This window comes from Verrucomicrobiia bacterium (genome assembly GCA_019634635.1).
GTDB lineage: Bacteria > Verrucomicrobiota > Verrucomicrobiia > Limisphaerales > UBA9464 > UBA9464.
On sequence record JAHCBB010000007.1, the window covers coordinates 32,639 to 58,417 of the forward strand.

General features: G+C 66.0%; 19 protein-coding genes and 1 tRNA gene. 8 read left to right on the plus strand and 12 right to left on the minus strand.

Annotated elements, in window-relative coordinates; translation table 11 throughout:
• Window positions 1-3: 3 nt before the first annotated feature.
• From KF791_06490 to KF791_06500, 3 genes are all read right to left on the minus strand, one after another.
• A complete protein-coding gene (locus KF791_06490; protein MBX3732227.1) occupies window positions 4-345 on the minus strand; it encodes a DUF1475 family protein in 342 nt (113 codons plus the stop codon).
• Window positions 346-405: 60 nt separating this feature from the next.
• Window positions 406-1,578 carry a class I SAM-dependent methyltransferase gene (locus tag KF791_06495; GenBank protein ID MBX3732228.1) on the minus strand — a complete coding sequence of 391 codons (1,173 nt, stop codon included), beginning with the start codon at window positions 1,576-1,578 and terminating at the stop codon, window positions 406-408.
• Between the two features lie 274 nt (window positions 1,579-1,852).
• Window positions 1,853-2,728: a DUF1365 domain-containing protein gene (locus KF791_06500; protein ID MBX3732229.1), complete on the minus strand. Its 876-nt coding sequence runs from the start codon at window positions 2,726-2,728 to the stop codon at window positions 1,853-1,855.
• 250 nt (window positions 2,729-2,978) lie between these two features.
• Between KF791_06500 and KF791_06505 the strand changes: the two genes are divergently transcribed.
• Window positions 2,979-4,199: a type II/IV secretion system protein gene (locus KF791_06505; protein MBX3732230.1), complete on the plus strand. Its 1,221-nt coding sequence runs from the start codon at window positions 2,979-2,981 to the stop codon at window positions 4,197-4,199.
• A 6-nt stretch (window positions 4,200-4,205) separates the two neighbouring features.
• On the opposite strand, the gene KF791_06510 is transcribed toward KF791_06505, so the two are convergent.
• Window positions 4,206-5,753: a hypothetical protein gene (locus tag KF791_06510; GenBank protein ID MBX3732231.1), complete on the minus strand. Its 1,548-nt coding sequence runs from the start codon at window positions 5,751-5,753 to the stop codon at window positions 4,206-4,208.
• Between the two features lie 435 nt (window positions 5,754-6,188).
• Here KF791_06510 and KF791_06515 point away from each other — a divergent pair, with 435 nt between their 5' ends.
• Window positions 6,189-7,439 carry a PQQ-binding-like beta-propeller repeat protein gene (locus tag KF791_06515; GenBank protein ID MBX3732232.1) on the plus strand — a complete coding sequence of 417 codons (1,251 nt, stop codon included), beginning with the start codon at window positions 6,189-6,191 and terminating at the stop codon, window positions 7,437-7,439.
• Here the strand turns inward: KF791_06515 and KF791_06520 are convergent.
• The gene (locus KF791_06520; protein ID MBX3732233.1) at window positions 7,432-9,060 is read right to left on the minus strand and encodes a CTP synthase; all 1,629 of its coding nucleotides are present in this window, start codon (window positions 9,058-9,060) and stop codon (window positions 7,432-7,434) included. The two genes, KF791_06515 and KF791_06520, sit on opposite strands and share 8 nt — an antisense overlap.
• 136 nt (window positions 9,061-9,196) lie before the next feature.
• Here KF791_06520 and KF791_06525 point away from each other — a divergent pair, with 136 nt between their 5' ends.
• Window positions 9,197-10,081, plus strand: a complete 885-nt coding sequence (locus tag KF791_06525; GenBank protein ID MBX3732234.1) for an SDR family NAD(P)-dependent oxidoreductase — start codon at window positions 9,197-9,199, stop codon at window positions 10,079-10,081.
• Here the strand turns inward: KF791_06525 and cofH are convergent.
• Window positions 10,033-12,207: a 5-amino-6-(D-ribitylamino)uracil--L-tyrosine 4-hydroxyphenyl transferase CofH gene (cofH, locus tag KF791_06530; GenBank protein MBX3732235.1), complete on the minus strand. Its 2,175-nt coding sequence runs from the start codon at window positions 12,205-12,207 to the stop codon at window positions 10,033-10,035. The genes KF791_06525 and cofH overlap by 49 nt on opposite strands.
• A 120-nt stretch (window positions 12,208-12,327) precedes the next feature.
• Here cofH and KF791_06535 point away from each other — a divergent pair.
• The 5 genes from KF791_06535 (at window position 12,328) to KF791_06555 (ending at window position 16,935) form a co-directional block, all read left to right on the plus strand.
• Window positions 12,328-12,404: transfer RNA gene (locus KF791_06535), tRNA-Arg, on the plus strand.
• 88 nt (window positions 12,405-12,492) lie between these two features.
• Entirely contained in the window at window positions 12,493-13,806 is a 1,314-nt protein-coding gene (locus tag KF791_06540; GenBank protein ID MBX3732236.1) for a site-specific integrase, read from the plus strand.
• A 312-nt stretch (window positions 13,807-14,118) separates the two neighbouring features.
• Window positions 14,119-15,261, plus strand: a complete 1,143-nt coding sequence (locus tag KF791_06545) for a hypothetical protein (protein ID MBX3732237.1) — start codon at window positions 14,119-14,121, stop codon at window positions 15,259-15,261.
• 88 nt (window positions 15,262-15,349) lie between these two features.
• Window positions 15,350-15,583 carry a helix-turn-helix domain-containing protein gene (locus KF791_06550; protein MBX3732238.1) on the plus strand — a complete coding sequence of 78 codons (234 nt, stop codon included), beginning with the start codon at window positions 15,350-15,352 and terminating at the stop codon, window positions 15,581-15,583.
• A 41-nt stretch (window positions 15,584-15,624) separates the two neighbouring features.
• Entirely contained in the window at window positions 15,625-16,935 is a 1,311-nt protein-coding gene (locus KF791_06555; GenBank protein MBX3732239.1) for a bifunctional DNA primase/polymerase, read from the plus strand.
• Window positions 16,936-17,132: 197 nt separating this feature from the next.
• Here the strand turns inward: KF791_06555 and KF791_06560 are convergent, their stop codons facing one another.
• The 6 genes from KF791_06560 to KF791_06585 form a co-directional block, all read right to left on the minus strand.
• The gene (locus KF791_06560; GenBank protein ID MBX3732240.1) at window positions 17,133-18,878 is read right to left on the minus strand and encodes an N-6 DNA methylase; all 1,746 of its coding nucleotides are present in this window, start codon (window positions 18,876-18,878) and stop codon (window positions 17,133-17,135) included.
• 11 nt (window positions 18,879-18,889) lie between these two features.
• Entirely contained in the window at window positions 18,890-19,522 is a 633-nt protein-coding gene (locus tag KF791_06565) for a hypothetical protein (protein ID MBX3732241.1), read from the minus strand.
• Window positions 19,523-19,524: 2 nt separating this feature from the next.
• On the minus strand, window positions 19,525-20,562 hold the full coding sequence (locus KF791_06570) for an ImmA/IrrE family metallo-endopeptidase (protein MBX3732242.1): 1,038 nt from the start codon (window positions 20,560-20,562) through the stop codon (window positions 19,525-19,527).
• A gap of 93 nt (window positions 20,563-20,655) precedes the next feature.
• Window positions 20,656-21,897 carry a restriction endonuclease subunit S gene (locus tag KF791_06575; protein MBX3732243.1) on the minus strand — a complete coding sequence of 414 codons (1,242 nt, stop codon included), beginning with the start codon at window positions 21,895-21,897 and terminating at the stop codon, window positions 20,656-20,658.
• Window positions 21,894-22,598: a DUF429 domain-containing protein gene (locus KF791_06580; GenBank protein ID MBX3732244.1), complete on the minus strand. Its 705-nt coding sequence runs from the start codon at window positions 22,596-22,598 to the stop codon at window positions 21,894-21,896. The genes KF791_06575 and KF791_06580 overlap by 4 nt, the downstream gene beginning before the upstream one ends.
• Window positions 22,595-24,928 carry a DEAD/DEAH box helicase family protein gene (locus KF791_06585; GenBank protein ID MBX3732245.1) on the minus strand — a complete coding sequence of 778 codons (2,334 nt, stop codon included), beginning with the start codon at window positions 24,926-24,928 and terminating at the stop codon, window positions 22,595-22,597. The genes KF791_06580 and KF791_06585 overlap by 4 nt, the downstream gene beginning before the upstream one ends.
• Window positions 24,929-25,779 lie beyond the last annotated feature (851 nt).

The window sequence follows — 25,779 nt, forward strand, 5'->3', positions numbered from 1 at the left end:
GCTTCACGCGGTCCCGTTGCGCCGGGAAACCAGCTGATCCAGTGAAGCAGACGGTGGCAGGAGGGCGAGTTGACGGAGCAGGTAGACGGCCATGGCGATGTTGCCGAGCAGGAGGATCGCCACCAGCCACGAGAGCCGGGACGCCCACGTTCGCTCCTTGTAGGCCAGCCACAGCCAGAAGGTGAGGAATGCGAAGTAGGTGTCGAACAAGGTGGCGATGAACCAGGGATGTCCGCCCACGGACGCCGGGATGTTCCAGAGTGCGACCCGCGACGAGGCCCAACCGGTCACCGCCAGCATGGCCACCAGCACACCGCCAAACACCCAGCGCAGCGCAATGATCATGATCTCCTCCTCATGCGGCGCGATCGGGCCGTCACCAGTCCGACTGCCGCCCTCGTGCCTTCACCGTCCTGCCGCGGGCACGCCGGGCCGCCCCCAGGTGGCCTGCACGACGCTGATGTTCCTCCACTCGAAGGCCGCCTCGCAGTAAGCCAGATAGTAGTTCCAAGTTCGCAGAAACCGCTCGTCAAACCCCTGGGCCAGAATCTCATCCCGGCGCGAATTGAAGCGGTCGCGCCAGCATCTGAGGGTTCGGGCGTAATCCCTGCCAAAGTCATGAAGATCCTCCAGCCAGAGGTCGCCGGTCCGCTGGATGGCCTGCCCGACGCGGTTCATTGAAAGCAGCAGGGAGCCGGGGAAAATGTGCTTCTGGATCCAGTCCACACCCCGGCGCAGTTCGGCGTGTCGCGCATCCGGGCAGGTGATGAACTGGGCGGCGAAGCGCCCGTGCCGGTGCAGCAGGGACTGGACCTTGCCGAAGTAGGTCTCCAGGAAACGGTCGCCCACCGCCTCCAGCATCTCGATGCTGACGACGTGGTCGAAACGTCCCGAGAGGTGCCGGTAATCCTGCAGCCGGACACGGGCCCGTTCGGCGACGCCTTCGCGGACAAAGCGATCGGCGGCGTACGCCGCCTGCGCCTCGGAGATGGTGACCGTGGTCACGCGGCACCCGTGGTGCCGCACGGCGTGGCAGGCAAACCCGCCCCAGCCGCCACCGATTTCCAGAACGTGATCCTGCGGACGCAAACGCAGCTGCCGGCACAGCCGCTCATACTTGGCCGCCTGGGCGGCCGCGAGATCCTGCTCCGGGGATTCGAACAAGGCCGCGGAATAAGTCATCGTGGGGTCGAGCCAGAGCGCGTAAAAATCGTTCCCCAGGTCGTAGTGGGCGCGGATGTTGCGGCGGGACCCCGGAAGCGAATTGCGGTTCAGCAGGTGGCGGAGGCGGTTGGCCTTCGCCAGGAAGCCGAGGCGGCGATCGTGCCCGGCGGATCCGGACATGCAGGGCGCTACGTCCACATTGGCGCAGAACCAGCCGACCACGGCCGCGAGGTCCGAAGTCTCCCAGTCTCCATCCTGGTAGGCCTCGCCAAATCCGATGTCTCCGTGAAACACGCCGCGGCGGAAAAACCGCGGCCTCCGGAGGATCATTTCGGCCTCGGGTCCCGGACGGCTCCCGCCAAAGACGCGCGTCGTGCCATTGGGAAGGCGCAACGAAAGCCGCCCCCGGGGCATGCGCGCGAAGGCGTCGAGCACCCGCGCCTCGCACCAGCGGTCGAGCCACCCGGGCGCCGGGGCTGTGGACCCGGAGATCGAATCGGAATCAGAATCGGCCGCGGTGGAGGTGGCGAAAGCCAGCGGGTTGGAATCGAGTTCGTTCACGGGAGCAGGAGGCGGTTCACGGGGCGTGTTCCACGGGCGCGACACGAACCCGGGCCGTCCGAAGCAGAGGGGTGTGATCGTTGCAATCTGGAGCTGCCGGACACGGTCTCATGGGCGTGAAACGGATTCAGGGATTTGCGGTGGACGCCGCCGGTGGGCGGTGACCCTCGCGAAGGCTCCCGTGGGGGCGGAACACCCCGCGCTGAGCTTCCAATCCATCCGCCTTGCGGTGCCATGGAAGCTTCTTTCGCCAGAGCTGCAAGGCCTGCCAGTGGATCAGCGTCATCACGCGGAGCGTCACCAGGGGATGGCGAAGCGTCAGGCGCAACAACTGCCCGTCGGTCAGCGGAATCCGGTCCCCGCGGAGCGTGCTGACCAGCAGCGTCCGCCCCCCGGACGTCACATCGTTGATCACGATCGCCAGGCGTTCACCCGGGCGACGCAACCGGAAGTCGAATCGCACCTCCAGGTCGCTGAAGGGCGACACGTAGAACTGTTTGGGAACGACCCGGGAAAAGCGGCCGTCGCCCCGGGGGTCCGACGGGATGAAATACGGCTTCAGTTCGCCGAACGTGTTGCCCACCTCAGCCACCGCCCCGATCGGTTCGCCGCCTCGCGTTTCCAGAAAAAAGAAGCTGACCGGATTGAAGACGTAGCCCGCGATCCTCGGCAGGGTGACCAGCGTCATTCGCGCATCTTCCGGCACCGCCACCGACTCCGAGGCCAGCCATGCTCGAACGGAGTTCTTGAGGCCGCGCGCCGAGGGCGGCTCCGGGTACTCGAGGTGATCCCGGTCCCGCAGCTCGTAGAGATTCCTCCGGTTCCAACCCAGGAATCGGAGCCGTCGGGACAGTACCGGCAGTTCATCCAGGTCCACCGACAGCAGGAAGAGCCCGTATTCAAACCGGTGGGACCGGGGCGACAGCCGATGGTGCATCACCCGGCAGTCGTAAAGGCACGACCGGGCTTCAGGATCGGCAGGCACTGCGGTGGACAAACCCATCGGGCAAAATTCTTGGTTGGAACTCCTTGGAAGCCGATCGTCGCACAAGTTCCCGAATTCGCCACAAGAGCGCCTGAATTTCCAGGTGAGCCCGACGGCCGGATCCGCCAGCCACCCCGGAAGACCTCCGGACCGGAAGCCGACCGGCCCAAGCCGCGAATCTCCTGCGAACGGGGCTGCACGAAATGTTGTCGCCTTGCGACCCCGAATCCACATCCTCGACCACGTTCGCCGCAGTAATTCCGACTCCATGAGTTCCCAGACCGTCCAGTTCCTCCAGTCCTGTCGCTCCGACGAGGAGATTGACATCATGAAACTCGTGGACCACGTGATCGTGGACGCGGTCCGCTCCGGGGCGTCCGACATCCACATCGAGCCCTGGGAGAGCTCGGTGGCGGTCCGGATTCGCTTGAGCGGGGTCCTGAACGAACTGATCCACCTGCCCAGCGACCTGCTGCCCAAGATCGTGGGCCGGCTCAAGATCATGTCCAACCTGATCGGCCATGAGACCACGCTGCCACAGGAAGGTCGGGCCAACACGTTTGAGGAGGCCGGCAATGTCGTGCTCCGCGTGTCCACCTTCCCGACAATCCGCGGGGAGAAGGTGGTCATCCGGATTTTCGATCCGCGCGGACGCAGCTTTGAACTCGACGGGCTCGGCATCGAACTCGACACGTTGGAAACCCTCAAGGAGCTGCTGGCAAAGCCGACCGGGCTGATCCTTCTCACCGGTCCCACCGGCTCCGGAAAGACCACCGCCATCTACGCGGCGTTGCATCATTTGATCGAGCGCGCAGGCCCCAGCATCAGCATCGCCACGGTCGAGGATCCGGTGGAGTTCAACCTGCCGTTGATTGCCCAGTCCCAGTGCAATCCGGCACGCGAATACACCTACCCGATCGCCTTGCGTTCGCTCATGCGGCAGGACCCCCAGGTGATCATGATCGGCGAGATCCGGGACCCCGAGACGGCGAATATCGCCGTGCAGGCCGGGCTCACCGGGCACCTGGTGCTCAGCACCATCCACGCGGCAAGCACCCCCGGGGTGTTCGCCCGGCTGATCAACATGGGCATCGAGCCCTTCCTGCTCGCGTCGTCCATTGCCGGGGTCATGGGCGTGCGACTCGTCCGGCGGAACTGTCCGGTCTGCGCCGAGGCTTATGCGCCGGAGGACGCGCTCCTGCGGCGGTTGCCGGAGGCGGTGGTTGCCGCAAGCCAGTTCCAGCGCGGCGCCGGTTGCACCGCCTGCGCCCACACGGGATTCAGCGGCCGCGTCGCCGTGACCGAGATGCTCACGATGGGCGAGAATCTCCGGGATGCCATTCTCGAACGGCGCCCGACCCGGCACCTGGAACAGATTGCGGTTGCCGACGGGCTTCAGACCCTCTGGAACAAGGGGCTGCGCCGCGTGGTTTCCGGGGAGACAACCCTCGAGGAGCTGATGCGCGTGATCGGTATGGACGGGTTTTGAGCCGGTTCAGAACTGGGCTTCGAACCGCCCCTCGACAATCAACAGATCGCCCGGCGTGGGACCGCCGCTGACTGCGGAGTATCCGGCGTTCAACTGCCACCGGATGTAGCGATTCCAGTACCAGTTGAGACCACCCATGATGATGCGCATCCGGCCGCCCTCCACCGCTCCATCGTTGAGGCCGAGCAGCGAAAGGCGTCCCGCCACTTCCCATGCGCCCCATCCGCTGTCCGGCCCCCACAGCGGGTGGGCAGGCTCCACCCGCGTGGGCAATCCGGTGAACCGGTTGTAGGGACGTGCTTCCCCGGTGAGCATCCACCCGGCCGACAGGTACCCCCCGTCAAAGTGCGTGCTCTGCCCATCGCGAAACACGCCAGCGTGGACATACTCCGCTTGGAGGAGGATGGGGCCCATCGCATGGACCGCCTCCAGTCCGCCGATCACCGAGGTCCGGGAATCAATGGTCCCGGTGTTGACCAGGAATGGTGCGATCCGGCTTTCCGGGCGGGCCTGGAACTGAATGTCTGCATCGCTCGAGAAGACAAAGGCCGCGCTGGCGCCCAAATGCAGCCAGTGATTCCGCCCGGCCAGGGGCAGACCCGTCAGGCGGACGATCGGCTGCGCGAGGGCCTGCGAGGCATTGCCGAAGTCCAGATCCGGGTTCTGTCCGATGGAGAAGAGGCCCGCCGTGGCCGTCATCCGCTCCCCCAGATAGGCGTCGTGCCACTCGATGCCCAGCCGGTTGCCCGGGCTGAACGCCGCAGTGCCCGCGGAGGGCTCCATGAAGGTGCGATTGCCGAAGCCCTCGAGGTTCCCCAAGGTCTGCGGCCCCGTAAGATATCCGATGGTGAGGTCTCCGAAGTGCGGCAGGTCCACGAACCGCCAGTAGGCCTTGTTGAGAAAGAATTCCCCGCCGATCAACCCCAGCTGCAGGTCGAACTGGTTGGTCAGCCACACGCCGAATTCCCCCTGTGTCAGCACTTGGAAGGTCCGGAGTTGGACTCCGCCCGGCACGTCCAGGTCCCCCGAGGTGATCGCGAAATCCGCGGCGTCCACGGCCAGCCTCGCACCAATGCGGCCGCGAAGCCCAAAACGGGAATCCACCCAGGTGGCGTCGGCAACCATCGGATCGTTCAGGACGATGCGGGTGGAGAACTCGTAGCGAAGCCGGCCGTCCCAGTAGGTGCGCGCGACGAAATTCGTGCCCTTGGGCAGGGTGGGCCGCGGTGACAGCGGCAGCAGATCCGGGACCGGCGGCGGCCGGGTCAACGGGGTGGGGATGCTCGTCTCAAACAAGGACTCCAGGTCCTGACGATCCGAGTCCTCCGGGTGGAGGGGGCCGTCTTGCCGTTCATCGCGGGTGACGGTCGCCACCGACGCCATGGGAATCGTCAAGCGGCCGTGATCGGTCGAGTCGAGCACCAGCTCCAGGGTCCCTTCCCGCACCACCGTTCCTTCAAACCGCTCGCCAGTCTTGAGGACCACGGTATCGGCCATGCCAACGGATGCCAGGAGCAGGGCGGCTGCCAGCCATCGGACGGCGGGCCACCGCATCACACCGAGGGGTAAGGGATGGGGAAGCCGCATGCAGGACCTGCGGCGAGCCTGAGGCCATCGGAGCCTCCGGGGCAACCCATCGGACGGTGCGCCCGCGTCCCACTGACGGAGGGTGTGGGGCGCAGCGTCAGGCCGTTGGGGGAGGATCCTCGGGGATCTGCGGCAGCGGCCTGCCCTGCAGCAGATGCACCTTCCAAACCAGTTTCAGGATGAGATTCACCAGTTCTTGTAGGAGGGACCACTGGAGATCCGAGGACGGCACGACGCCCTGAGACCGGGCAAGCCGGAGCTTTTCGAGAAGGCTCCGGAGCTCTGCGACCGTGCGGGATCAAGCACGCCGCCGCATGCCGAGCACCCGACGTCCTGCGGAGGACGAGGCACTCGGCGCAGGCCGGTCGTTGACGGTGTCCGGGTCGGCGGTACGATTCCTGCGTGAAGCTGAAGACCGCATTTTTGACCGGGTTGGTGGGCTTGCCGGCGGTCGCGATCGCCCTGGCAGGCGACTGGCCGTTCTTCCGCGGACCCTCACACAACGGAATCTCGGAAGAGAAGAACTGGCTGGGGGCATGGCCCAGTGGAGAGCCGAAGCGGCTCTGGAAGCAATCGGTCGGCACTGGCTACTCGACGGTGAGCGTCTCCGGCGGCCGGGTGTACACGCTGGGCAACGCGGCCAATACGGACACGCTGTACTGTTTTGATGCCGGCACCGGAAAGGAGATCTGGAAGTTTTCCTACCCCCAGAAGCTGGATCCGAAATACTACGAGGGGGGACCCAGCGCGACGCCAACCGTTGCGGACGACGTTGTGTATTCCATCAGCAAGCAGGGCGATGTGTTCTGCCTGGACGCCGCGACCGGACGCGAGATCTGGCGCCGCAACGTGAAGCAGGAGTTTGGGTTGACCGATTCGGAATGGGGATTTTCCGGTTCTCCGTTTGTGGACGGCGAGGCGGTGCTGTTCAATGCCGGGTCCCACGGACTGTCCCTGAACCGACGGACCGGGGAGCGCCTCTGGGTTTCCGGGACGGCGGCCTCCGGCTACTCCAGCTTCACCCCGGTGACGTTCGCCGGAAACCGGGCACTGGCGGTGTTCGCAGCGAAGTCGCTGGTCATTCTGGATCCGGCCGACGGACGATCCCTCGCCAGCTTCCCGTGGGAGACCCAGTATGACGTCAATGCCCCGGATCCCGTCGCCGTCGGCAACGATCTCCTCATCACCAGCGGCTACAAATTCCAGGAGAAGCCGGGAACCGGCGCCTCCGCCGCGCTGGTGCGCGCCGACGGTTCCGGTCTGCGAAAGGTCTGGCAGACACGGGACTTGGCGAGCCAGTTGTCCACGCCTGTGTATTACAACGGCTACATCTATGGCGTGACGGGCAACGGGGATGACCCGAGCTACCTCCGCTGTCTGGACCCCGGAACGGGTGCCCTGAAGTGGAGCTCGCCCAAGGCGTCCATGGGCAACCTCATGGCTGCGGACGGCAAGTTGATCTGGGTGGCCGGCAATGGTGAATTGATCATCGTTGCGGCAAACCCGGAGGCCTATCAGGAACTGGCCCGGGCACAGGTCTCGGGCGGGCGGGTCTGGTCGGCTCCGGTGCTGGCCAACGGACGACTCTACACCCGCAACTCCAAAGGGGAGGTCAGCTGCGTGGATGTGAAGGGCAGCGGCACCGTCAACTGACGGGAGGGTACAGCGGCTTGTGGTGCAGACGCTCATGGGCGGCCGTGATGAATCCCCGGAACAACGGGTGGGGCAGGTTGGGCTTGCTCAGGAATTCGGGGTGAAACTGGCAGGCGACGAAGAACGGATGGTCGGTGACCTCAATGATCTCGACCAACTGCTGGTCCGGGGTGGTGCCGCTGATGGCGAACCCCGCCGCCTCGAACCTCGGGCGATAGGCATTGTTGAACTCATACCGGTGCCGGTGGCGTTCGCTGATGGTGAAGGCCCCGTAAAGCCGCTGCGCCAGCGAACCCATCCGCAGCTGGCATTCCTGCGCCCCCAGGCGCATCGAGCCGCCCTTGCGCTTCACATGGCGCTGCGTTTCCTGGAGGTGGATCACCGGGTGCGGCGTTAGCGGGTCGAACTCGGTGGAGTGCGCACCGGCGAGACCCAGGACGTTTCGGGCGAACTCGATCGTGGCGATCTGCATGCCCAGGCAGAGGCCCAAGTAGGGCAACCGCGCCTCCCGGGCGAACTGCGCCGCCTTGATCTTTCCCTCGATGCCCCGCTCACCAAATCCCCCCGGCACCAGGATGCCCCCCAGATCCTTGAAGAGCTTCTCACCACCCGGTTTCTCGACGTCCTCGGCCTCGATGTGCTCGATCTGCACGCCGCAATCATTGGCGACCCCGCCGTGCTTGAGCGCCTCATACACCGACTTGTAGGCATCCTGCAGCTCGATGTACTTGCCCACCACGCCGATCCGCACCCGGTGCTGCGGGGCAATCAGGCGGCGGATGATGTCCTGCCAGTGCGCCATGTTCGCAGGGGGGGTGTCGAGTTGCAGGTGGCGGCAGACCAGGTCGTCCATCCGTTCCCGCTGCAACATCAGGGGCACCTCGTAGATGGAGTGATCCACGTCCTTCTCCTCGATCACCGCCTCGAAGGGCACGTTGCAGAACAGGCTCAGCTTCTGCCGGATCTCCTTGTTCAACGGCTGTTCACACCGGCACACCAGCAGGTTTGGGGCGAGACCGATTTCGCGGAGCTTGGCGACGCTCTGCTGGGTGGGCTTGGTCTTGAGCTCGCCGGCCGCCTTGATGAACGGGACGTAGGTGACATGGATGAAGCACACGTTGTGCGGGCCGACATCAAGGGCGAACTCGCGAATGGCCTCCAGGAACGGCAGGCCCTCGATGTCGCCCACCGTGCCGCCGATCTCGGTGATGATCACGTCCGCCTTCGCCTCGTCGGCCAGCAGCGTGATCCGGCGCTGGATCTCGTCGGTCACATGGGGGATCACCTGGACGGTCTTGCCCAGATACACCCCCTCGCGCTCGTTATCGAGGACCTGCTGGTACACCTGGCCGCTGGTGGTGGAGTTGCGGCGGCTGAGCTTGGTGCTGGTGAACCGCTCGTAGTGGCCCAGATCGAGATCGGTCTCCGCCCCGTCGTCGAGCACGTACACTTCTCCGTGCTGGTAGGGGCTCATCGTGCCGGGATCCACGTTGAGATACGGATCGAACTTCTGCAGCGTCACCTTGAGCCCGCGGTTCTCCAGCAGCGTTCCCAGCGATGCGGCGGTCAACCCCTTGCCCAGGGAGCTCACCACACCGCCGGTGACGAAGATGTACTTCATGGGCTCTCAGGCTCCCGGGGGTGCCCCGCGCCGGGAAGGAAAAAATGACCGCCGCCGGACGGCAGACCGCCGGCTTGACGTGCGGATACCTTTGGCCCGAGCGTGGCCACTGTCCCCGCAGCACGATTCGAAGGCCATGAACGCCCCCCACCGCCCCCTCGTGGTGGTCACCGGCGCCAGCACCGGACTCGGCCTCGCGATCGCGCGGCGGCTGGCGACCCGGGCATGCCGCCTGGTTCTGACCGCCCGGAGCGAGTCGTTCCCACGGTTCGCCCGTGCCGGGCTGGAGGAATCCGACACACTCGCCCTCAGGCCCCTGGACGTGGCCGTGGCGTCGGAGCGCGAGGCACTGATGGAGGAACTCCACCGCCGCTGGGGCGGTGTGGACGCCCTCGTGAACAACGCCGGCATCGCCTACCGCACGGTGGTCGAACATTGGGACACGGCAGCCTGGGAGGAGATCATGGAGGTGGATGTCCGCGCTCCGATGGAGCTCACCCGGCTCGCCCTGCCCGCAATGCGGGCCCGGCGGTCCGGCCGGATCGTCAACATCTCGTCGGTCGGTGGCATGATGGCCATGCCGACGATGTCACTGTACAGCGCCGCCAAGTTTGCCCTCGAGGGCGCCACGGAGGCGCTCTGGTATGAGGTGCGGCCCTGGAACATCTCGGCCACCCTGGTTGAACCGGGGTTCATCCGTTCCGACTCCTTTCGCGCAACCCGGTTCACCCGGCACAGCTTCCGGGGTGCCATGGACGCCGGGGACCCGTACCATGAGCACTATCTGAGCATGGCGGACTTCATCGAGTGGATGATGGAACGGGCCCCATCCACGCCGGAACGGGTCGCCCGCTGCGTCGAGCGCACGTTGTGGCGGAGGCGTCCGCCACTCCGCGTGTACGCCACGCCCGATGCCCATGTGTTTGCCCTCCTCCGGCGTCTCCTGCCGCGGGTCTTGTACCATGGCATTCTCTACCGCGCGCTGCCGCACATCCGGGCGTGGGGGTCCGGCACGGGGTGACCGGCCGCCAACCGCGGCGTCGCCTGGCCGTATAGCGTGGTGCGTTGCCAGGGACTTCTGCGGGCACCGCGGATGGCGGATTCAATCTGTTCGGGCGTCAGGCATTCCCCGTGGGGTCCGCCGCTTTCGCGGGTGATGCTCTCCTCGTAAAGCGTGCCGCCGAAGTCGTTGCATCCCCGGTGGAGCATCATCGCCGCCACCTCGGGTCCGAGTTTCACCCAACTCGTCTGCAGGTTGGGGATCTCCTCCCTGAAAAACAGTCGGGCCAGCGGGTACAGTACGGACAGCCGCGCACGTCCCGACGCCGCCACCGACCCGCGGTCGCCCCCCTGCTCCCGGGCCAGTTCGACCCCGAGCCGGTTGCGTTGGGGCACAAATGCCAGGGGCACAAACTCGGTGAATCCCCCGGTCTGCCGCTGGAGGTGCCGCAGGAGATCCAGGTGACGCACCAGGTCGCTCCAGGACTCCCGATGGCCAAACATCACCGTCGCCGTTGAGCGCAGGCCGCAACGGTGGGCGGCGGTGATGATCTCGACCCAGTCCGCGGTGCGCAGCTTGTCGGGCGACAGCTGGTCCCGCAGCGAGTCGTCGAGGATTTCGGCCGCGGTTCCGGGAACGGATCCAAGGCCGGCTTCGATCAATTTCCCGAAGATCCGCTCGAGGCTCCATCCGGTCTTCCGGCGCAGGGAATGAATCTCCATGGGCGAATACGCATGCAGATGCATCCAGGGGAAGGCGCGCTTGATGGCAGTCAGAAGGTCCCGGTAGTAGTCGAACCCGAGGTCCGGATGGATCCCTCCCTGCAGGCAGACCTCCGTCACCCACGGAGTTGCCGCAATCCGCTCCACCACGGCCTCAAGGCTTCGTGTGTAGGCCTCCGGATGCCCTGGGGGACGGTAAAAGCCGCAAAAGCTGCAGTGGGTGATGCAGACGTTCGTAAAGTTGGCGTTGCGATTGACCACGTAGCTCACCCGGTCGCCATGGAGCCGCTGATTCAACGCGGCGGCCGCGGCAGCCAGTTCCTCGGGTCCCGCACCGTCCCGTGTGGCGAGCTGGAGCGCTTCGCCAACACTCAGGGAACCGCCCTGAAGCGGCTTGGACAGGAGTTCGCACGGTCTCCGTCGCACCCCGGTCTCCCGGATTGGCTCCGGGACGGTCCGCAGGTCAGGATTTCGGGCGGCGCGTTCCCGCAACACCGCGAGCACACGTTCGTGAATCCAGCCACGCTCGAGGAACCGGTCATAAACCGGCCACCGATGCCGGAGAGCGAGGCCCTGATCCCGGCAGGTCTCCACGTAGGCTGCGGGCGGTTCCCAAGGGTTGCGGGGATTGACGAGATCGCCGTCCGAGGAAATGCCGCCGAGATCATCCGTGACCGGCAGCAGCTCGCGCCAGAAGGGATTGATGTTGGGCGGGATCTGGATCGGGACATCCGGGGCGATCCGACGCCAGTGCGCGATGAGGTCGCGGTAATCGTCCAGGCGGGGTGGGGGCGCCTGCGGCAGGGTGGATCCAGCGTTGGGCACGTAGTTTTGAAGGATGATCTCCTGGAGGTGCCCGTGCCGGGCATGCGACTCGGCCAGGGCGTCCAGGGACCGCAGGCGCGATGCATGGGATTCGCCGAGTCCGATGAGGATGCCGCTGGTGAAGGGGATCCGGGCCCTGCCGGCCGCCTCCAGCGTGCGAAGCCGGCCGGCGGTGGTCTTCTCGGGGGCGACGCGGCGGTTGAAGGCGTCATCCACGTTCTCGAGCATCAACCCGAGGGAGGCGTTGACCCCGGCCAGCCGTTCGAGCTGACGGGCGGACAGCGCCCCAAGGTTCGAGTGCGGCAGGAGTCCGCGATCCAGGGCCCGCTCGCAGGCGTGGCGGGCAAACTCGATGAAGTTGGGGAACCCCCGGGTCCGGACCTCCTCGTGGATCCATGGCAGGCTGTCCGGGATCTCCCCGGAAAGGAACAGGATCTCGGTGGCTCCCTGGCGAACCGCCAGGTCGAGCAGGCGCTCGAACTCCACCTCCGGGATCAGGCCGTCGTGGTCCGAGCGGTAGCCGCAGTACCGGCATCGCCACGGACAATCGTGGGTCAACGGGATCGTGAGCGATGGCGAGTACGTGAGCGTTCGGCGCACGGTCGGAGGATGGGCGTGCCTTCGGACCCGGTGAAGCGGGAAGGCATGGCGGGCAGGCGGGGGGACGGCATTGTCATTGCCGGGCCGGGGTGGTCTGTCTACCGTCCCCATCGGTTTTGCGCACGGGTAGCTCAATTGGATAGAGCGTCGGTCTCCGAAGCCGAAGGTTGTGGGTTCGACCCCCGCCCCGTGCACCAATTATTTCTCCATGATAGTCAAAGACTTAGGTGGCTTTTGACGTTTCCTACTCGCCTCGTTAGGGACAGATTTGGGACAAATTGCCCCATGGTTCTGTCCCCAACTCGCTCCGCTCGCAAAGGCGACAAGTTCCCGATTTCAATCCGCGATGGCAGTGCGGAGGTGAAGATCTACCACACACCGACGAAGGTTAAAGGCAAGGACTACGACCAGTTCACGGTTGCCTACTACCTCGGCAACGAGCGCATCCGCCGTCGCTTTTCCGACCTCGACCAGGCTCGGACCGAAGCCCAGGCCGCCGTCGTGAAGCTCGCCAATGCCGAGCACGAATCCCTCAAGCTCACCCCGGCCGACCGCGCGGTTTACGTCCAATGCCTTGAACTCGTCCGCGACCTCGGCAAGCCCCTCAACCTCGCCGTCGCCGAGTATGCCGACGCCTGCCGACGCCTGCCCGCCGGCGTTTCTCTGGCCGCCGCGGTGGACGACTACGTGCGCCGACGGGGTGCCGTGAGCGGTGACGCCGCCGTGGAGCAACTGATCGGTGAATTCATCGCGGCCAAGGCCAAGGCCGGCATGAGCGAGCGCCACCTCAAGGACCTCCGCTTCCGCCTCGGCCGGTTCGCCCAAGCCTTTCAATGCCCCGTTGGCACCATTACCACCGCCCTCTTTGAGCGCTTTCTGGACACCCTCGGCGTGTCCGCCCGGTCCCGGGTCAACGAAATCACCTGCATCGGCTCCTTTATTCGCTACTGCGTGAAGCTCCGGAAGGCGCCGCGCGACCTGCTCGACGAAATCGCCGCCGTGCAACGGCCCAAGGCCGAACCGCCCGCGACGCTGACCTGGACCCCGGCGGAATTCCGCGAACTGCTGGAGCATGCCCCGGCCGAATTTGTGCCGTTCCTCGTGCTCGCCGGCTTCTGCGGCATGCGGACCAGCGAGGTCACCCGGGCCGACTGGAGCCACGTCACGCCCGAGGGCAACCACCTCGCCGTCATCACGCGCAAGGGGCGCACCCCGTCGCGGCGACTGGTGCCCCTGTGCGCCGCGGCGAAGGCATGGATGGCCCCACACTGGCGCGCCGCTGGCCCGATCTGCCCGACCGACCGGGAGGACATCATTACCCGCCGGATACTTGCGCCGGTGAATGCCGCCCGGGTGGCCCGGGGTGAGGCGGCCACAGTCCGGTGGCGGGAGAATGGGCTCCGGCACAGCTTCGGCACCTTTCGCGTCGCTTTGACCGGTGACATCCCCCGCGTGTCGCTCGAAATGGGCAACAGCCCGCAGATGATCGTGAAACACTACCTCCAGCTTGCCACCCGCGAACAGGCCGAGGCGTGGTTCAGCCTCCTGCCGCCGGTTCCCGCCGACAACGTCATCCCGCTGCCGGTCAAAGCCGCTTGACCCCGGCGGTCGCGTTGGCAGAACAGCTTCGTGGAAGGTGAGCCAGGTCAAAGCCTCGGCGAAGCAACCGGGCCTTACGTGCCCGACACGCCGCCCGCCAAGCTGTGGGAACTTCTGCGGCGCAATTCGCGGTTCCAGCGCGCGGCGAAATTCCTCATGTCATTGGAGTCCGTCCGCCAGGGTGGCGACCCCAAGCAGTGGAACCGGGCGACCGGCTGCGCTCACCGGGTTCTGTCCCGCGTAGAACGACACAATCCTTGTTCCGAAACTGCCCTGCGTTGGCTGGCGTTTCCGCCCCTGTTCATTCGCCGCGTGATCGCCTGCGAACCCGGACGGGAAGCCGAGCTTGCCGCGGGGAAGGTGGTCCCGATTGATACCGTCGGAATCGGTTGGGGCCGCCATCCTCAAGAGTCCCCGGAAACACCCTGGATCTTCTTTGCGTCGCAAATCCCGACTGCGTCCGACGGCATGGACCCGGCCGAGAGCCGGGCCAACGCCCACGGCTGGCCGATCTGTTTGGGACCAGAGATCGAGACGCTCACCTCGGACGAGCCCCGCCTGCAACCCTCCTGCCGCGATGAAATCGCGGAGTGGACGGCCTACCACACCGCCGGGCGGCGCTTCACCCTCGACACCCCCTGGCCGGACACGCCGGTTGGCTTCCGGCGGACCTTCGGTGCGCAATGGGCTCGCCTTTGTGGGGAGGGGCGAGTCGCCGAAACCGACTTTTTCCGTGACTGGAATCTCGCCACCCTTGCGGCCCGTGCCTCCAAGGCGGTCAAGGCTGCCAACCGGCTCGTGGGCGATTTGGTCGGCGACTTGGACCGTGTTCGACGAGGCGAGAGCGAGACGGTTTGTCCGCCCGTTCCCACTCGGGGCGGAAACTCATTTCGCAGCGTCCCGCAGGTCGGGTTCAGCCTGACCGAAGCGGAGGAGCATCGGCTCTTCCTGTTCGACGATCTGGCCCGCCATCGCGTGTTCGCGTTGCCCCACCTGCTGACGCGGGAAGACGTGGGGCCTGTCCTCGCCCACCTCAAACGGCAGCTTTTGGCCGGATTGCCCGAAGCTCGCGATTTGCTGGGCACGCCTCGCTGTTGGGAAGTCTTCCTGGGCGTCGAAGCCCGCCGGCTTCCTGGTGCCACGGGCCGCGGCCAAGCGATCAGCGACTACCTCCGGTCCAACATTTCCGCCACACGGTTCGCCGCGGCCAGCTTTACCGACGCCGACCGAGCCCGGTGGCTTCGCAACGGCCAATTGATCCCGCCACCCGCAACCGCTCCACCGTCGGACCATGAGGCGTTTGAGCACGCAAAGCGGAACTTCAACCACGCCTACAAAGCGGAACAGAATTCCAGCCGCCATATTCCTCGCTGGGTTGCCTACGTTGATACTCTCATTCAGGCCACTTTCCCGCGGATGGACATGCAGGCACTCATCCAGCCGACTCCATCCTAATTCGGAAGGTAGGGGGGAGAGGTGCCTTCCAAATCCCCCTACGACCGCGGCGGCGTCATCGTGCATATAGCACCCGAAAGGCACCTACATGCACGACATAGACACGAATCCGCCAACTGCGCCGGCGGTCACCAGTGGCGCGGACGACCTCCTCAGCAAGCCGGAAGCGGCCCATCTGCTCGGCATCTCGGTGCGGACCCTCGACGGCCTCATGGCCCGTCGCGCGGTCCCTTACCTCAAGCTGGGGCGCAAGCTGGTGCGGTTCCAGCGCGGCGACCTCCTGGCTCACATCCGGGAGCGCTACCGCATCGCTGCTCGGTAGCCCGTCCCCGGCTTTTGACTTCCCGTCGTGGAATGCCGCCCATGCACCCGTCCGCGATCTTGGCCCAGCAGTTGGCCGCTGAACTCGGCGCCGTGATCTTCCCCGTCCGCCGGGACAAGACGCCCGTGCTGACCGGATGGCGCAAGCTAACCCGCGCGCAGACCGATTCGCCGAAATTCCGCCGCCGGTTCTCCGACGCCAGCCCCAGCTTAGGCGTCCTGCTCGGCCCCACCTCAAATCACCTTTGCTCGGTCGATCTCGACTCCGACGAATGGCTGGAACGCTTCCTGGCGGCGAACCCCGCCCTCACGGGCACCCTGATTTCCCGCGGCGCCCGTGGCGGCAACGTCTGGGTGCGTCTCCGCGGCGACTATCCCCCGCTCGGCCGGCTGGTCCGCGGCAAGGAAGCGGTCGGCGAATGGCGCGCCACCGGGGGCTATACCATCATCGCCGGGCTTCACCCCTCGGGTTGCAAATACCGCCGGACCGGCGGCCCGCCCGTTGAACTCGCCTTCGAGGACATCCACTGGCCGGCCGGTGTGCAGCTTAAACGACTGAAGGGCGGGAGAACTCCCCAACCACCTCCACATTCGTCTGCCGCTCTGCCGGAGTGCACCTCTGCACCTCTGCCTGTCTGCACTTCTGCACCTCTGCACAACATGGACGACGAATCACAAGGGGAAGGGGATCGCCCAACTTCTCTGGCTCCCGCGCTGGCTCCGCAGGCGGCTCCGCCTCGCGTGACCGCGGCCCAACTGTTGGAGCACCAGCAGGCTGAAAGCTCCGCCCGTGCCCGCCTGGAGCGCAAGTCGCCCGGCTTGGCCCAGCTCTACGCGCAGATGCTCGACCGCCATTACGAAGCCCGGCCCCATGAGCGCAACGCGGTCATTGTCGAGGCCGTGCCCTTTCTCTACCGCGCCGTCGCCCGGCAGTTCGTCGTGCCGCTCGTGTGCCATTTCTACGAACGCCACGCGCCGCTCTACCGTGATTCGCTGGCCCAACACCGGCAGCAGGCCGAAGCCATGCTGGCCGGCGTCCGGGAGACGTATCTCGCCTCCCTGCCTGCCGACGAGGCCGCGCTCTACCGGAGCCTCCCCGAAGACCAGCGCGACACCTACCGCATCTGCCGCGATCTCGCCGCGCGGTCGGAACCACCTGCCGAGCGGGCCACCTTCTTCCTCAGTTCCGATCAGTTGGCCCTTCGGCTGGATGTTCGCTCCATGGAGGCTCACCGCCTGCTCGACAAACTGCGGAAGCTGGCCGTGCTGGAAGTGGCCGTTCCCGGCACCAAACGCGCCGCCGGCAAGCCCGGTCGTGCGACCACCTACCGCTGGCTCCTGCCCCTGGCGTGATGGCCGCGCCAGGACACCCAGCGCGGCGCCGTGGAGGCCCTTCGGCCCTATTTGTGAACGGTTTCTCCCGCCGGCAACCCATTGCCGCCGGCCCGCCGCTTGGTTTCACCCCGGCGTTTCGCCCCCGCGCGTGTTTAAGTGGGGGTAACTTTCCTCGCCTTGCTTTGGTTGGCTCCAACTTTTCTCCCGTCACCCTTTTAAGCGGTCGCATTCGGCGAGCTATTGCCGGCGGCCTCCCGTAGTTGGGCCAAGGCCGCCTCTACTTCCTTGCCCTTGCTGGCGATGAATTCCAGCAATTCGCCGGGCGTGCGTGTGTCCGCCATGCTCTTGGCGTTGGGGTTCACGGCCTTCAGGTCAAAGGCGGCATCCTCCACCGCTTGCGCCTTGCCGTTCAGCTCGTTGACCTCGCGCGCGAGCACGCCGGCCCGTTCCTTCAGGGCCGCCAGCTCCGGCTCGGACCGCTTGGCCTTCTTCGCCGCCTTGAGTTCATCCTCCAGCCTCGCCAGTTCGGCCGCCGGCTTGGCGGCCTGCGCCCGGATTGCGTCGGCGTCGACCTTGGCCTGTTGCCGGCGGGCGGCGATGTCCACGGTCCAGCTTCGTTCGCTGTCGCCGCGGGACGGAAGCAGCCGGAAAAAGTCCGCGAACTTCTCCAGCGTGAACGGCGTCTTCTTGCCCGTCTTCTGGTCCGACAGGTCGAAATACCAGATGCGCTCCGTGGATTTGCCCCGCGTAAAGAAAAGCAGGTTCGTCTTCACGCCGGCACCCGCGGCGGAGAACACCCCGCCCGGCAGGCTCACGATGCACCACAGGTCGCATTCGTTGAGCAGCTTCCGCTTCGTGTCCACGAAGGCCCGCTCGTTGGTGCGGAACAGCACGCCTTCGTCGATCACCAACCCGCAGCGCCCCGTCGGCGCCATTGAGTTCAGGATGTGCTGAAGAAAAAGCACCTGCGTCGCTCCGGTCCGGTAGGCAAAGCGGGTCTGCGCACCGGCTCCTTCCTTGCCGCCGAAAGGCGGGTTCGACATCACCACGTCAAACAGGGCCGGGCTGCTCTCGAACAGTCCGCCGTAAGTCTCCTGCCCGGTGAGCGTGTTCCCGTGCCAGATGTGCGGCTCGTCGATGCCATGCAGCACCAAGTTCGCCAGCGCGATGGGATACACCGCATTGTCCTTCTCCCGTCCGTAAAACGTCCGCTGCCTCAGCGTCTCCAACTGCTCACCCGTCTGGATGCGCTCATTGTTCGGCCCCGCCATGTGCTCGAAGGACTGCGCCAGGAAACCGCCCGTCCCGCAGCCGGGGTCGTAAATCGTTTCGCCGATCTGCGGGTCAATCACGCGGATCATCGCCCGGATCACCTCGCGCGGCGTGAAGAACTGCCCGCCGTCATTGCCCCGCTCACCCATCTTCAGCAGCAACCCCTCGTAAACCTGCGACAGCGTGAAGACGTGCGTTGTGTCCACCGCCTCGGCGCGGATTTCATCCACCTTGTCCAGCACGTCGCGGAAGTTGCGCTCCGTATCAATCCGCGTGCGCTCCACGCCCGACATCAGCTCGCTGACCACCCGTTGCCGGGAAGTCGCGCCCGGTTGGTCCCGGAGCTTCCGGAGGTGCGGCAGCAACTCGCCGTTCAGGAAGTTGAACAGATCGCCCAGCTTGCCGTCCTCCAGCGCCTTGCGTTTCGCCCCGCCCGGCGCGGCCCAATCCTGCCAGCGGTAGGGTGCGCCCAGGGTCGGGACAAATTCCGCGCCCACCGCTTCGGCCGCCTCCGCCTCGTGCGCCTCCCGCTCGTCGAGAATCCGCAGGAACAGGATCCACGTCAGCTCCGGCACGTATTGCAGCGCCCCGGCGCAGTTCGAGCGCCGCATTATGTCGCAGATGCCCTTCACCGCCGCGTTCAGCGATTGCGGCGTGGCGTGGCGTTTGTTGCCCTTGGAAGCCGGCATTTCGGCGGAACTCATGGCTGGAAAAGAAAGTCGGTCCCAAGCTGTCGGCGCAAGCTCTCTAAGTTTGAGTCCGCTGCGGTGAGACAATCTTCCGGCCGTCCGGTGGTCGCCGGGGAAAGAATGCTCGCGAGCCGTTTATCCGAGCAGTTCAAACCGCCAAAACGCTCGGCCACCGCCCCGGCTCCGTCCGCCGCAATCAGCAGCCTCGTGACCGCCTCGACGCAGATGACCTTGCCCGCAACCGCCGCGCGGATCGCTGTCAGCCGGGGATCGGTCGCCACCGCCACCATCGCCTGTTTGTCGTTGGAGGCCAGATAGTGCAGCGGTAGCTCGGCGGCTAGGCCGTATAGCAAGGCTTCCCCGTCGTCCATGTTCGGAACCTCGGCGAACTGGGCCAAGACCGTGACGGCCGGCCGTTCGTTGAGGCCGGGCACCCGGCTACATTGCTCCAAGGCGCGATTGCGGACTTCGGCGAAATACTTCAGCAGACACTTGGCCTGCTTGCGGAGCATGAATTCCAATGAGTCCAGGCGGCGGGCGTCCTCGAAGGCAAATCCCAGCACCTCGACGCCGGTTTGAAGATAGCCGGCCCCGGCCAGTAGGATGAAGGCGTCGTTGTCGATGAGCAGACGCCGCTGGCTCATGGCTACGCGGGGCAGTCGAGGCCGAACAGGGGCAGCAATTCCACCACGGCTCCGGGCAAGTCGGCCGCGGCGGTGGTGGCGTCGTTCCCATACAGGCGTCGCCCCAGCGCCCCGGCGATGATCGCTCGCGCTCCCGCGTTCATGTTCATCAGCTTCAGCGCATTCACCGCCACGGGCATCCGCTCGGCCGTCTTGCCGTAAATCAGCGCCAACGTTCCGGCATGAATCCCCGAGCGTTTCCCCTCGCGCAGCGCTTCCGCTTTCAACTTGGGCGCGGTCAGGCCGTAGATCGGGTTCAATTGCGGGTTCCGGCGTCCGGTGAGCAGTTCCAGGGCATCGCCATCCGCCTCCCGCTCGTCCTCGTCTTCGTTCGCTCCCTCAAAGCTGGCCTCGCAGAGGATCGCGCCGCCCGGCTTGACGTGCCCGCGGATGACGTGGGCGACCTCGTGCGCCAGGTGGAATGCCAGCCGTGCCGGCTCGTCGTAGCCGGAGGCCAGCACGATCACCGGCCGGTCGCCTTCGTAATACGCCATGCCGGCAAACTTCTTGGCCTCAGTGGGCAACGGAGCGAAATGAAACACGGCGATGCCGTGCGCCCAGCACGCCTCCAGCAGGCCGCCCAAGTCCACCGTGGGATTGCGCTCCAGCACCCACTTGCGCAGCGCGGCGGCGGTCAGGTTGGCCGGCAGCGGGGAGAGATTTTGCAGGTGCGGCACCACCAACCGAACCGCGTTACGGGCCGCCACCATGCCGGCCGCCAAATCCTCGCGGGCGGTTCCCCTCTTCGCCCGCTTCAGGCGGATGCCGCTGACGTCCGGCAGCGACAATGCCTTGGAAGCGTCCACCAGGTCGCCCAGCGGCAGGCTCAGGCGTTGGGCAATCCGAAGCTGAATTTGCGCCCACGAAGCGGGGTTATCCGCCAGCGAATCATCCCACCAGTCGGGCAACACCGCGCGCCGGAGAAACGCGTCATCGTAGCCCACCCGTTTCAGCCGGTGAAACAGGCCCGGAAGCGGGCTGGCTGGGCCGGTGGCGGGCATGGGGGCAGAGCGTTTTGCAGCGTTGATGTTGACGCCGGGAAGTTACACCGCCGGGGATGCTTCACCAAAGGGAAATCCGGGGCGGAAGCGACCTCACACCTCCCCGGCGAAGGCGCGGCGGAGCAGGGCGGCGGGCAGGCGCTCCACGGCTGCCAGTTGGTCCGCCAGGGCCAGGCGCAGGCGCGTGACCGTTGCGAGGTCGGTGGCGAGACGGGCGGCGATGGCGCGTTGCTCGCCCGATGGCGGGTAGGGCACGGGCTCGCTCTCAATCTGGCTGCGGGTAATCTTCTTCATCGAACCGCTCGCGCCGCCGGCTCGCTCCTTCCAGTAGCCGCTGAGGTAGAGGAAAGACAGATACCGGGTCAGGAACTGGCCGAAGTCGGCGTCTGCCGGCCAGATGCGAATCGTCAGGTCGGAGGCCACGATGCCGGCCTCTTCTCCGGTGAACATCGCTACTCGCCCGACTAAATCCGGGGTGTTGCTGCGAGCCACCAGCACTTCGCCGGGTTTGACGGTGCTGGCTGCGACATCATCGCGACGCATTCGTGAAGTCTTGATGCCGCCCGCCCGGAAACCTGTCTCGGTCAAGCAGGCGGTCGTTATGGCACGAACTTCCGTGTCCCCATCTGAAGCAACAGACTTGGACGGCAGCAATTCCGCCACTTCTTCCAACCGCTTCCGAGGCCAGCGTTGGGCTTGGGGGCTTTGGAAAACGGCGCAGAGGTGGGCGGCGGGCAGGGCTTCGGCGGCGGCCAGTTGGGCTTCCAATGCGGCCCGCGCCCGCGCCACCGCCCCCATCTGCTCCCGCAACACCCCCGCAATTCGCCGCTGCTCCGCCGGCGGTGGAACTGGAACCTCAAGCGCGGCGACTTTGCCCGTGCTCAACGTGTAAAGCCCGGTAGTGGTCTGCGCCTTTTCCAACAGCAATGCCCGGCCTGCGTTGCTGCTCAGGAAGTGGCTGATGAACTCCGGTGAGAACGACTCCGCCGGCAGGCGGACCCGGATGATGTGGTTTTGGTGAATCCACTCGCCATCTTCTTGGAAGACCGCGTTTCGGCCGATGTGGTCTTTGCTGCCGTTGCCTTCAACGAGAAGCAAGTCGCCTGCTTGCAACCGGCACCGTTCAAATTCCTTTGGCGTGACCTCGAAGCGTTCAACCACCGACAAATCGAGTGAACCGTGCCGGACGTTCCGCACTGTGAGGAACGACTTGTGGAGCTTTACGGGCGCGCGTTCGGGCGTCTTCTGGATTCCGCCCGTGATGCCGGCAACCTCGCCTAGCCTCACCCACCGCCACCCCTTCGGCAGTTCCCGCGTTGTCGTCGTGTCGTTCAAAACCAAATCTCCATCCGCAAGCCGCGTTCATCCCGCGGCGGGTTCCCGGGCAAACAGGTTGCCCGCGCCGGATTGGTGGCCAGCCGGTGCCCCAAGTCCAGCCCCACCAGCGCATCCAGCAGGTCATCTTCCTTGAGGGCGCTGCCGGCCCGCTTGCGCCATGCGGTCAATTCCTCGCGTCCAGCAACCAGAGAACGGAGCAAGTCCCATCGGGCTTCACGTCCTTCACGTTCCCTCTTCTTCGGCAGCGGTCGCCCGGCGAGCCGTTGCCACACCAGCTCGGGGTGGAACTCACGCACCCGAGTTTGCCACGCCGGGGTCATCACCACCTCCAACTCGCGCAGCTTCTCCACGAGGCCGAACGCCTGTATCGAAATGCCATCGCCGTTGAACTGCCCCCTGTGCCGGTCGCTGAAGTCCTTGTGCGTTGTTGAGGTCAACAAGCTGCGAGGTGGCGCGTAGAAGACGCTCGACGCTTTCGCGCCGAGTTCCTGCTTCGCCCGTTCGTCGCAAGTGCGGCTCTGACCGTCGGCCGGCAGGCCGATGGGGATGTCCACCACCACGACGGCACAGCCAGCCGTCACCGCGAGCACCGTCGCGAAGTCGCGGCAAACCGCGAGGTGAGGCGGCGCGAGGGCGGGCCAATGTTCCGTTATCGCCACCACCCAACCAGCCGGGCATCCGTCCGCGCTCGCAATCATGCGGCGAACATCCGTTCCTTGGCGTCGAGCAACACCGCCGACGGTTTGCCCAGCGTCCGCAGGGCGGCCAGGCCGCCTTCCCGGCGCACTTCGGGCAGTTCCCACAGCTCGCGACTTTCCAGTCCGTCGGTGCCGGCGCGGGCGAACTGCTGGGCCACGGCACGGAGCGTGCCAGCGGCGGGCGGCGGCAGGCTGCGCAGCCAGGCGGCGTGCTTGAAGTTGAATGCGTCGGCCCGCTCGACGCGCGTGCGCGGGGCCAGCCCGTAACCGACCTCCGCCAGCACGTCGAACAGGTCGTAAGCCAGCATATCGTCCAACGTCTGGAGCACGATTGCGGAGCGGCCCGCTTCGGGCAGCGCGGCGATCAGGTCGCGCCGTTCCGCTGGCTGCACCCACCGGCTCCGGAACACGTCGAGCGACGGGGCGGCCCGGACCAGTTTCGCCGCCATCCGTTCGCGGTATTCCTCCACCGTCACCGGCATGGCCCGTCCGTCCACCTGCGTCAGGATGAAACGCCCGGCCGGTCTCACCTCCACCTCGATGCCCTCGACCTGCACCACGGGGTCCGGTGGGGGCGGCGGATTATCCGGTCCGTCGCTGTCGCGCGGCTTGACCTTGGTGATGAACGCCTCGCCGAAGAGCCGGGTGGCGTCGGTGTAGTCATACACGCGGAACATCAGCTTGTCGGTGGCGGGGTCCAGCCGGGTGCCACGCCCGACCATCTGGTAGAACGTGATCGGCGAACGGACGTATCTGACGAAGACGATGTTTCGGACGCACGGCACGTCCACGCCGTATTCCAGCAGGTTCACCGTGGTCGCAATGAAGTGCGATTTCTGCGAGCCGGCCAGGTCGGGGAGCGTGTCCGCGCCGCCGGCACTGCCGGTGCATTTGAAGGCGTAATGGTCCAGCCGGAGCTTGCCGTTGGCCGCGCACCATTTCGCGTAAAGGTTGTTCATCGCCGTCGCCACGGCGTCGGCGTGGCGGTCGCGGGCGCAGAACAGGATGGTCTTCTGCTCCGGCCCGCCGGTGGCGAGCAGGTGGTTGAAGAGGTCCTGCGTCATGGTCGCGACGCGTTCGGGGAGGGTGATGCGCTCCTCGATGTCGGGTGCGCCGTAGGCATCCCGCATGGAGTCGGCTGACACGGGCGCGCCGGTGTCGGCGTAGGTCAGCGTCTTGGTGGCGAGTTCGGCGTTGGTGATTGGTGTGTCGCGTTCGTTGACGGCCTTGTTGTCGTGGAACAGGTCGAAGCGGAAGATTTCGCAGGCCGCCAGGTAGCCGTCTTCGATGCCCTGCCCGATGCCGTATTCGTAAACGGGTTCGCCGAAATACTTGAGGTTGTCGGCGAGCATTCGGGCGTCGCCCTCCTCCGATTCGCCGGGATCGCCGAAGCCGGGCTTGGTGGTGCGCCCGGTCAGCTCTTGCAGCCGGCGGGGCGTGGCCGTCAGGCCAATGTGGGCGGCCTTCGGATTGCGCTTCAGCACCTCAAACCACTTGGTCCACGCGGAGCGGTGGCATTCATCAATGATGATGTGGGAGAAGTAGTTCTCCGGGTAGAACTCGGCGAGGAGGTTCGCGCCGCCCGCGCCGTCCTGGTCGAGCGTCTGGTAGGTGGCGACATGGATGCGGGCATTGCGAGCGTGGTTTTTGCCGTCCTTGTCCCGATAGACTTCGGCGGCATCGGAGCCAAACACGTTCATCATCGCCCCGAGTCCCTGCCCGCGGAGCGCATCCCGGTCGCAGACGAACAGCGCCCGCTGAAGCTGGCCCGCGTCGGCCAGCCGGCGGAGCAGATGGACGGCGATGAACGTCTTGCCCGCACCCGTGGCGAGCGACAGCAGGGCGCGCTTGTCGGCTGCCTCCAACTCGCAGCGCGCCAGCTTTTCTAGCACGGCCCGCAGCGCGGCGTCCTGGTAGTAGCGTCGGGATGTTTCGCCGCCTTGGTAGGGAGTCAGCAGCGGCTTGGCGACGGCATCGGTCAGCTTGAACCCGCGGCCGGCCTCGTAGCGGGCGCGCAGTTCGTCGGTCGTGGGAAACTCCGACAGCGGCCGCGGCGCGGTGGTGAGGCCGGTGAAGCTGTCGAACTCGACGAACAGATGCCCGTTGCTGGCGAAGGCGAACGCGACGTTCAGCCGCTTGCAGGCGTCCAGATAGCCCTTGGCCTGCTGCAAGCCGTGGGCGGGCGGGTGGTTCTCGGCTTTGGCCTCCAAGACCGCGACGGCGAGCGGCTGGATGAAGCCCTCGACCTTCAGGCGCAGCGTGTAGTCCATGCGGCCCTGCCGTTTTCTCCGCGGCTTGCCGTTCACGATGACCACCGTGCCGGCGGTCACCTCACGCTTGAGATGATCCTCCGTCCAACCCCGTTCGCGAATTTTGGGGTCAATCAGTTTGGCTCGGGTGTCGGCTTCACCGAGGGACATGCCGCGACGATTGCGGACGGATGGGGTCGAGGTAAAGCGCAACGCGCCGCTCGTCGTCGAACAACCGGCAGTTTTCGACCGTGCGACGTCGTCGGCGCAATCTTCGACTGGCTCGCGGTTCCGCCAGGCTTGAAGGCGGAGGCACCGCGGTGCCCTGCAGCTGCATCTACGCCGCAGATTGCGGTGATCCGCGGGGGCCAATCCTTGGGGGCTTTTGCTGAAATAATTGCCCAGCCCAAATCCATCGACCCGCGGTGTCCCGCCACGGAAACCCGATCCCCCCCCGGGGGGGGGCTCCCTCCGCGTTCGGTTCGCCGTGAAAGTTGGTGACAATTTGGGACAGGGAACGCGCCAAAATCTGCACGAACCTGCTTCCACCCCATCGGAAGGCGCGACTTTCAAAAGCGCAGAATCGCCAACAATGACGGCCCATTCATGCACCATCGCGCACCACGGCCCACCTTCCCAGAACCCCCTTCCGTGGTTTCGACCCCCGCCCCGTGCACCAGCTCCCTTCATCCCCGGATTCCTCGCCCGTACTGCGATACCCATCCCCTGCCGGCTCGATGCGGCCGCGCCCCGGGTCCGGCAAATCCGCGAGCCAGGAAGACCGTCCGGATCTGGCTCAACGCCCCCATCCGGAACCGGATGGAGCAACGTCGCTGGATCCCATATTGGACGGCAGGGCATTTGCGGTGAGTCGCCCCCTGGGAAAGGCCCGGCAAGGAGCGCCGCTCCAATGCTGTCGCCAACCGCCCCCG

Bases quoted from the DNA above. Each gene is read 5' to 3' on its own strand.
- KF791_06490 (MBX3732227.1), bottom strand. From the start codon at position 345: ATGATCATTGCGCTGCGCTGGGTGTTTGGCGGTGTGCTGGTGGCCATG.
- KF791_06495 (MBX3732228.1), bottom strand. From the start codon at position 1,578: ATGCCCCGGGGGCGGCTTTCGTTGCGCCTTCCCAATGGCACGACGCGC.
- KF791_06500 (MBX3732229.1), bottom strand. From the start codon at position 2,728: ATGGGTTTGTCCACCGCAGTGCCTGCCGATCCTGAAGCCCGGTCGTGC.
- KF791_06505 (MBX3732230.1), top strand. From the start codon at position 2,979: ATGAGTTCCCAGACCGTCCAGTTCCTCCAGTCCTGTCGCTCCGACGAG.
- KF791_06510 (MBX3732231.1), bottom strand. From the start codon at position 5,753: ATGCGGTGGCCCGCCGTCCGATGGCTGGCAGCCGCCCTGCTCCTGGCA.
- KF791_06520 (MBX3732233.1), bottom strand. From the start codon at position 9,060: ATGAAGTACATCTTCGTCACCGGCGGTGTGGTGAGCTCCCTGGGCAAG.
- KF791_06525 (MBX3732234.1), top strand. From the start codon at position 9,197: ATGAACGCCCCCCACCGCCCCCTCGTGGTGGTCACCGGCGCCAGCACC.
- KF791_06540 (MBX3732236.1), top strand. From the start codon at position 12,493: ATGGTTCTGTCCCCAACTCGCTCCGCTCGCAAAGGCGACAAGTTCCCG.
- KF791_06550 (MBX3732238.1), top strand. From the start codon at position 15,350: ATGCACGACATAGACACGAATCCGCCAACTGCGCCGGCGGTCACCAGT.
- KF791_06555 (MBX3732239.1), top strand. From the start codon at position 15,625: ATGCACCCGTCCGCGATCTTGGCCCAGCAGTTGGCCGCTGAACTCGGC.
- KF791_06560 (MBX3732240.1), bottom strand. From the start codon at position 18,878: ATGCCGGCTTCCAAGGGCAACAAACGCCACGCCACGCCGCAATCGCTG.
- KF791_06565 (MBX3732241.1), bottom strand. From the start codon at position 19,522: ATGAGCCAGCGGCGTCTGCTCATCGACAACGACGCCTTCATCCTACTG.
- KF791_06570 (MBX3732242.1), bottom strand. From the start codon at position 20,562: ATGCCCGCCACCGGCCCAGCCAGCCCGCTTCCGGGCCTGTTTCACCGG.
- KF791_06580 (MBX3732244.1), bottom strand. From the start codon at position 22,598: ATGATTGCGAGCGCGGACGGATGCCCGGCTGGTTGGGTGGTGGCGATA.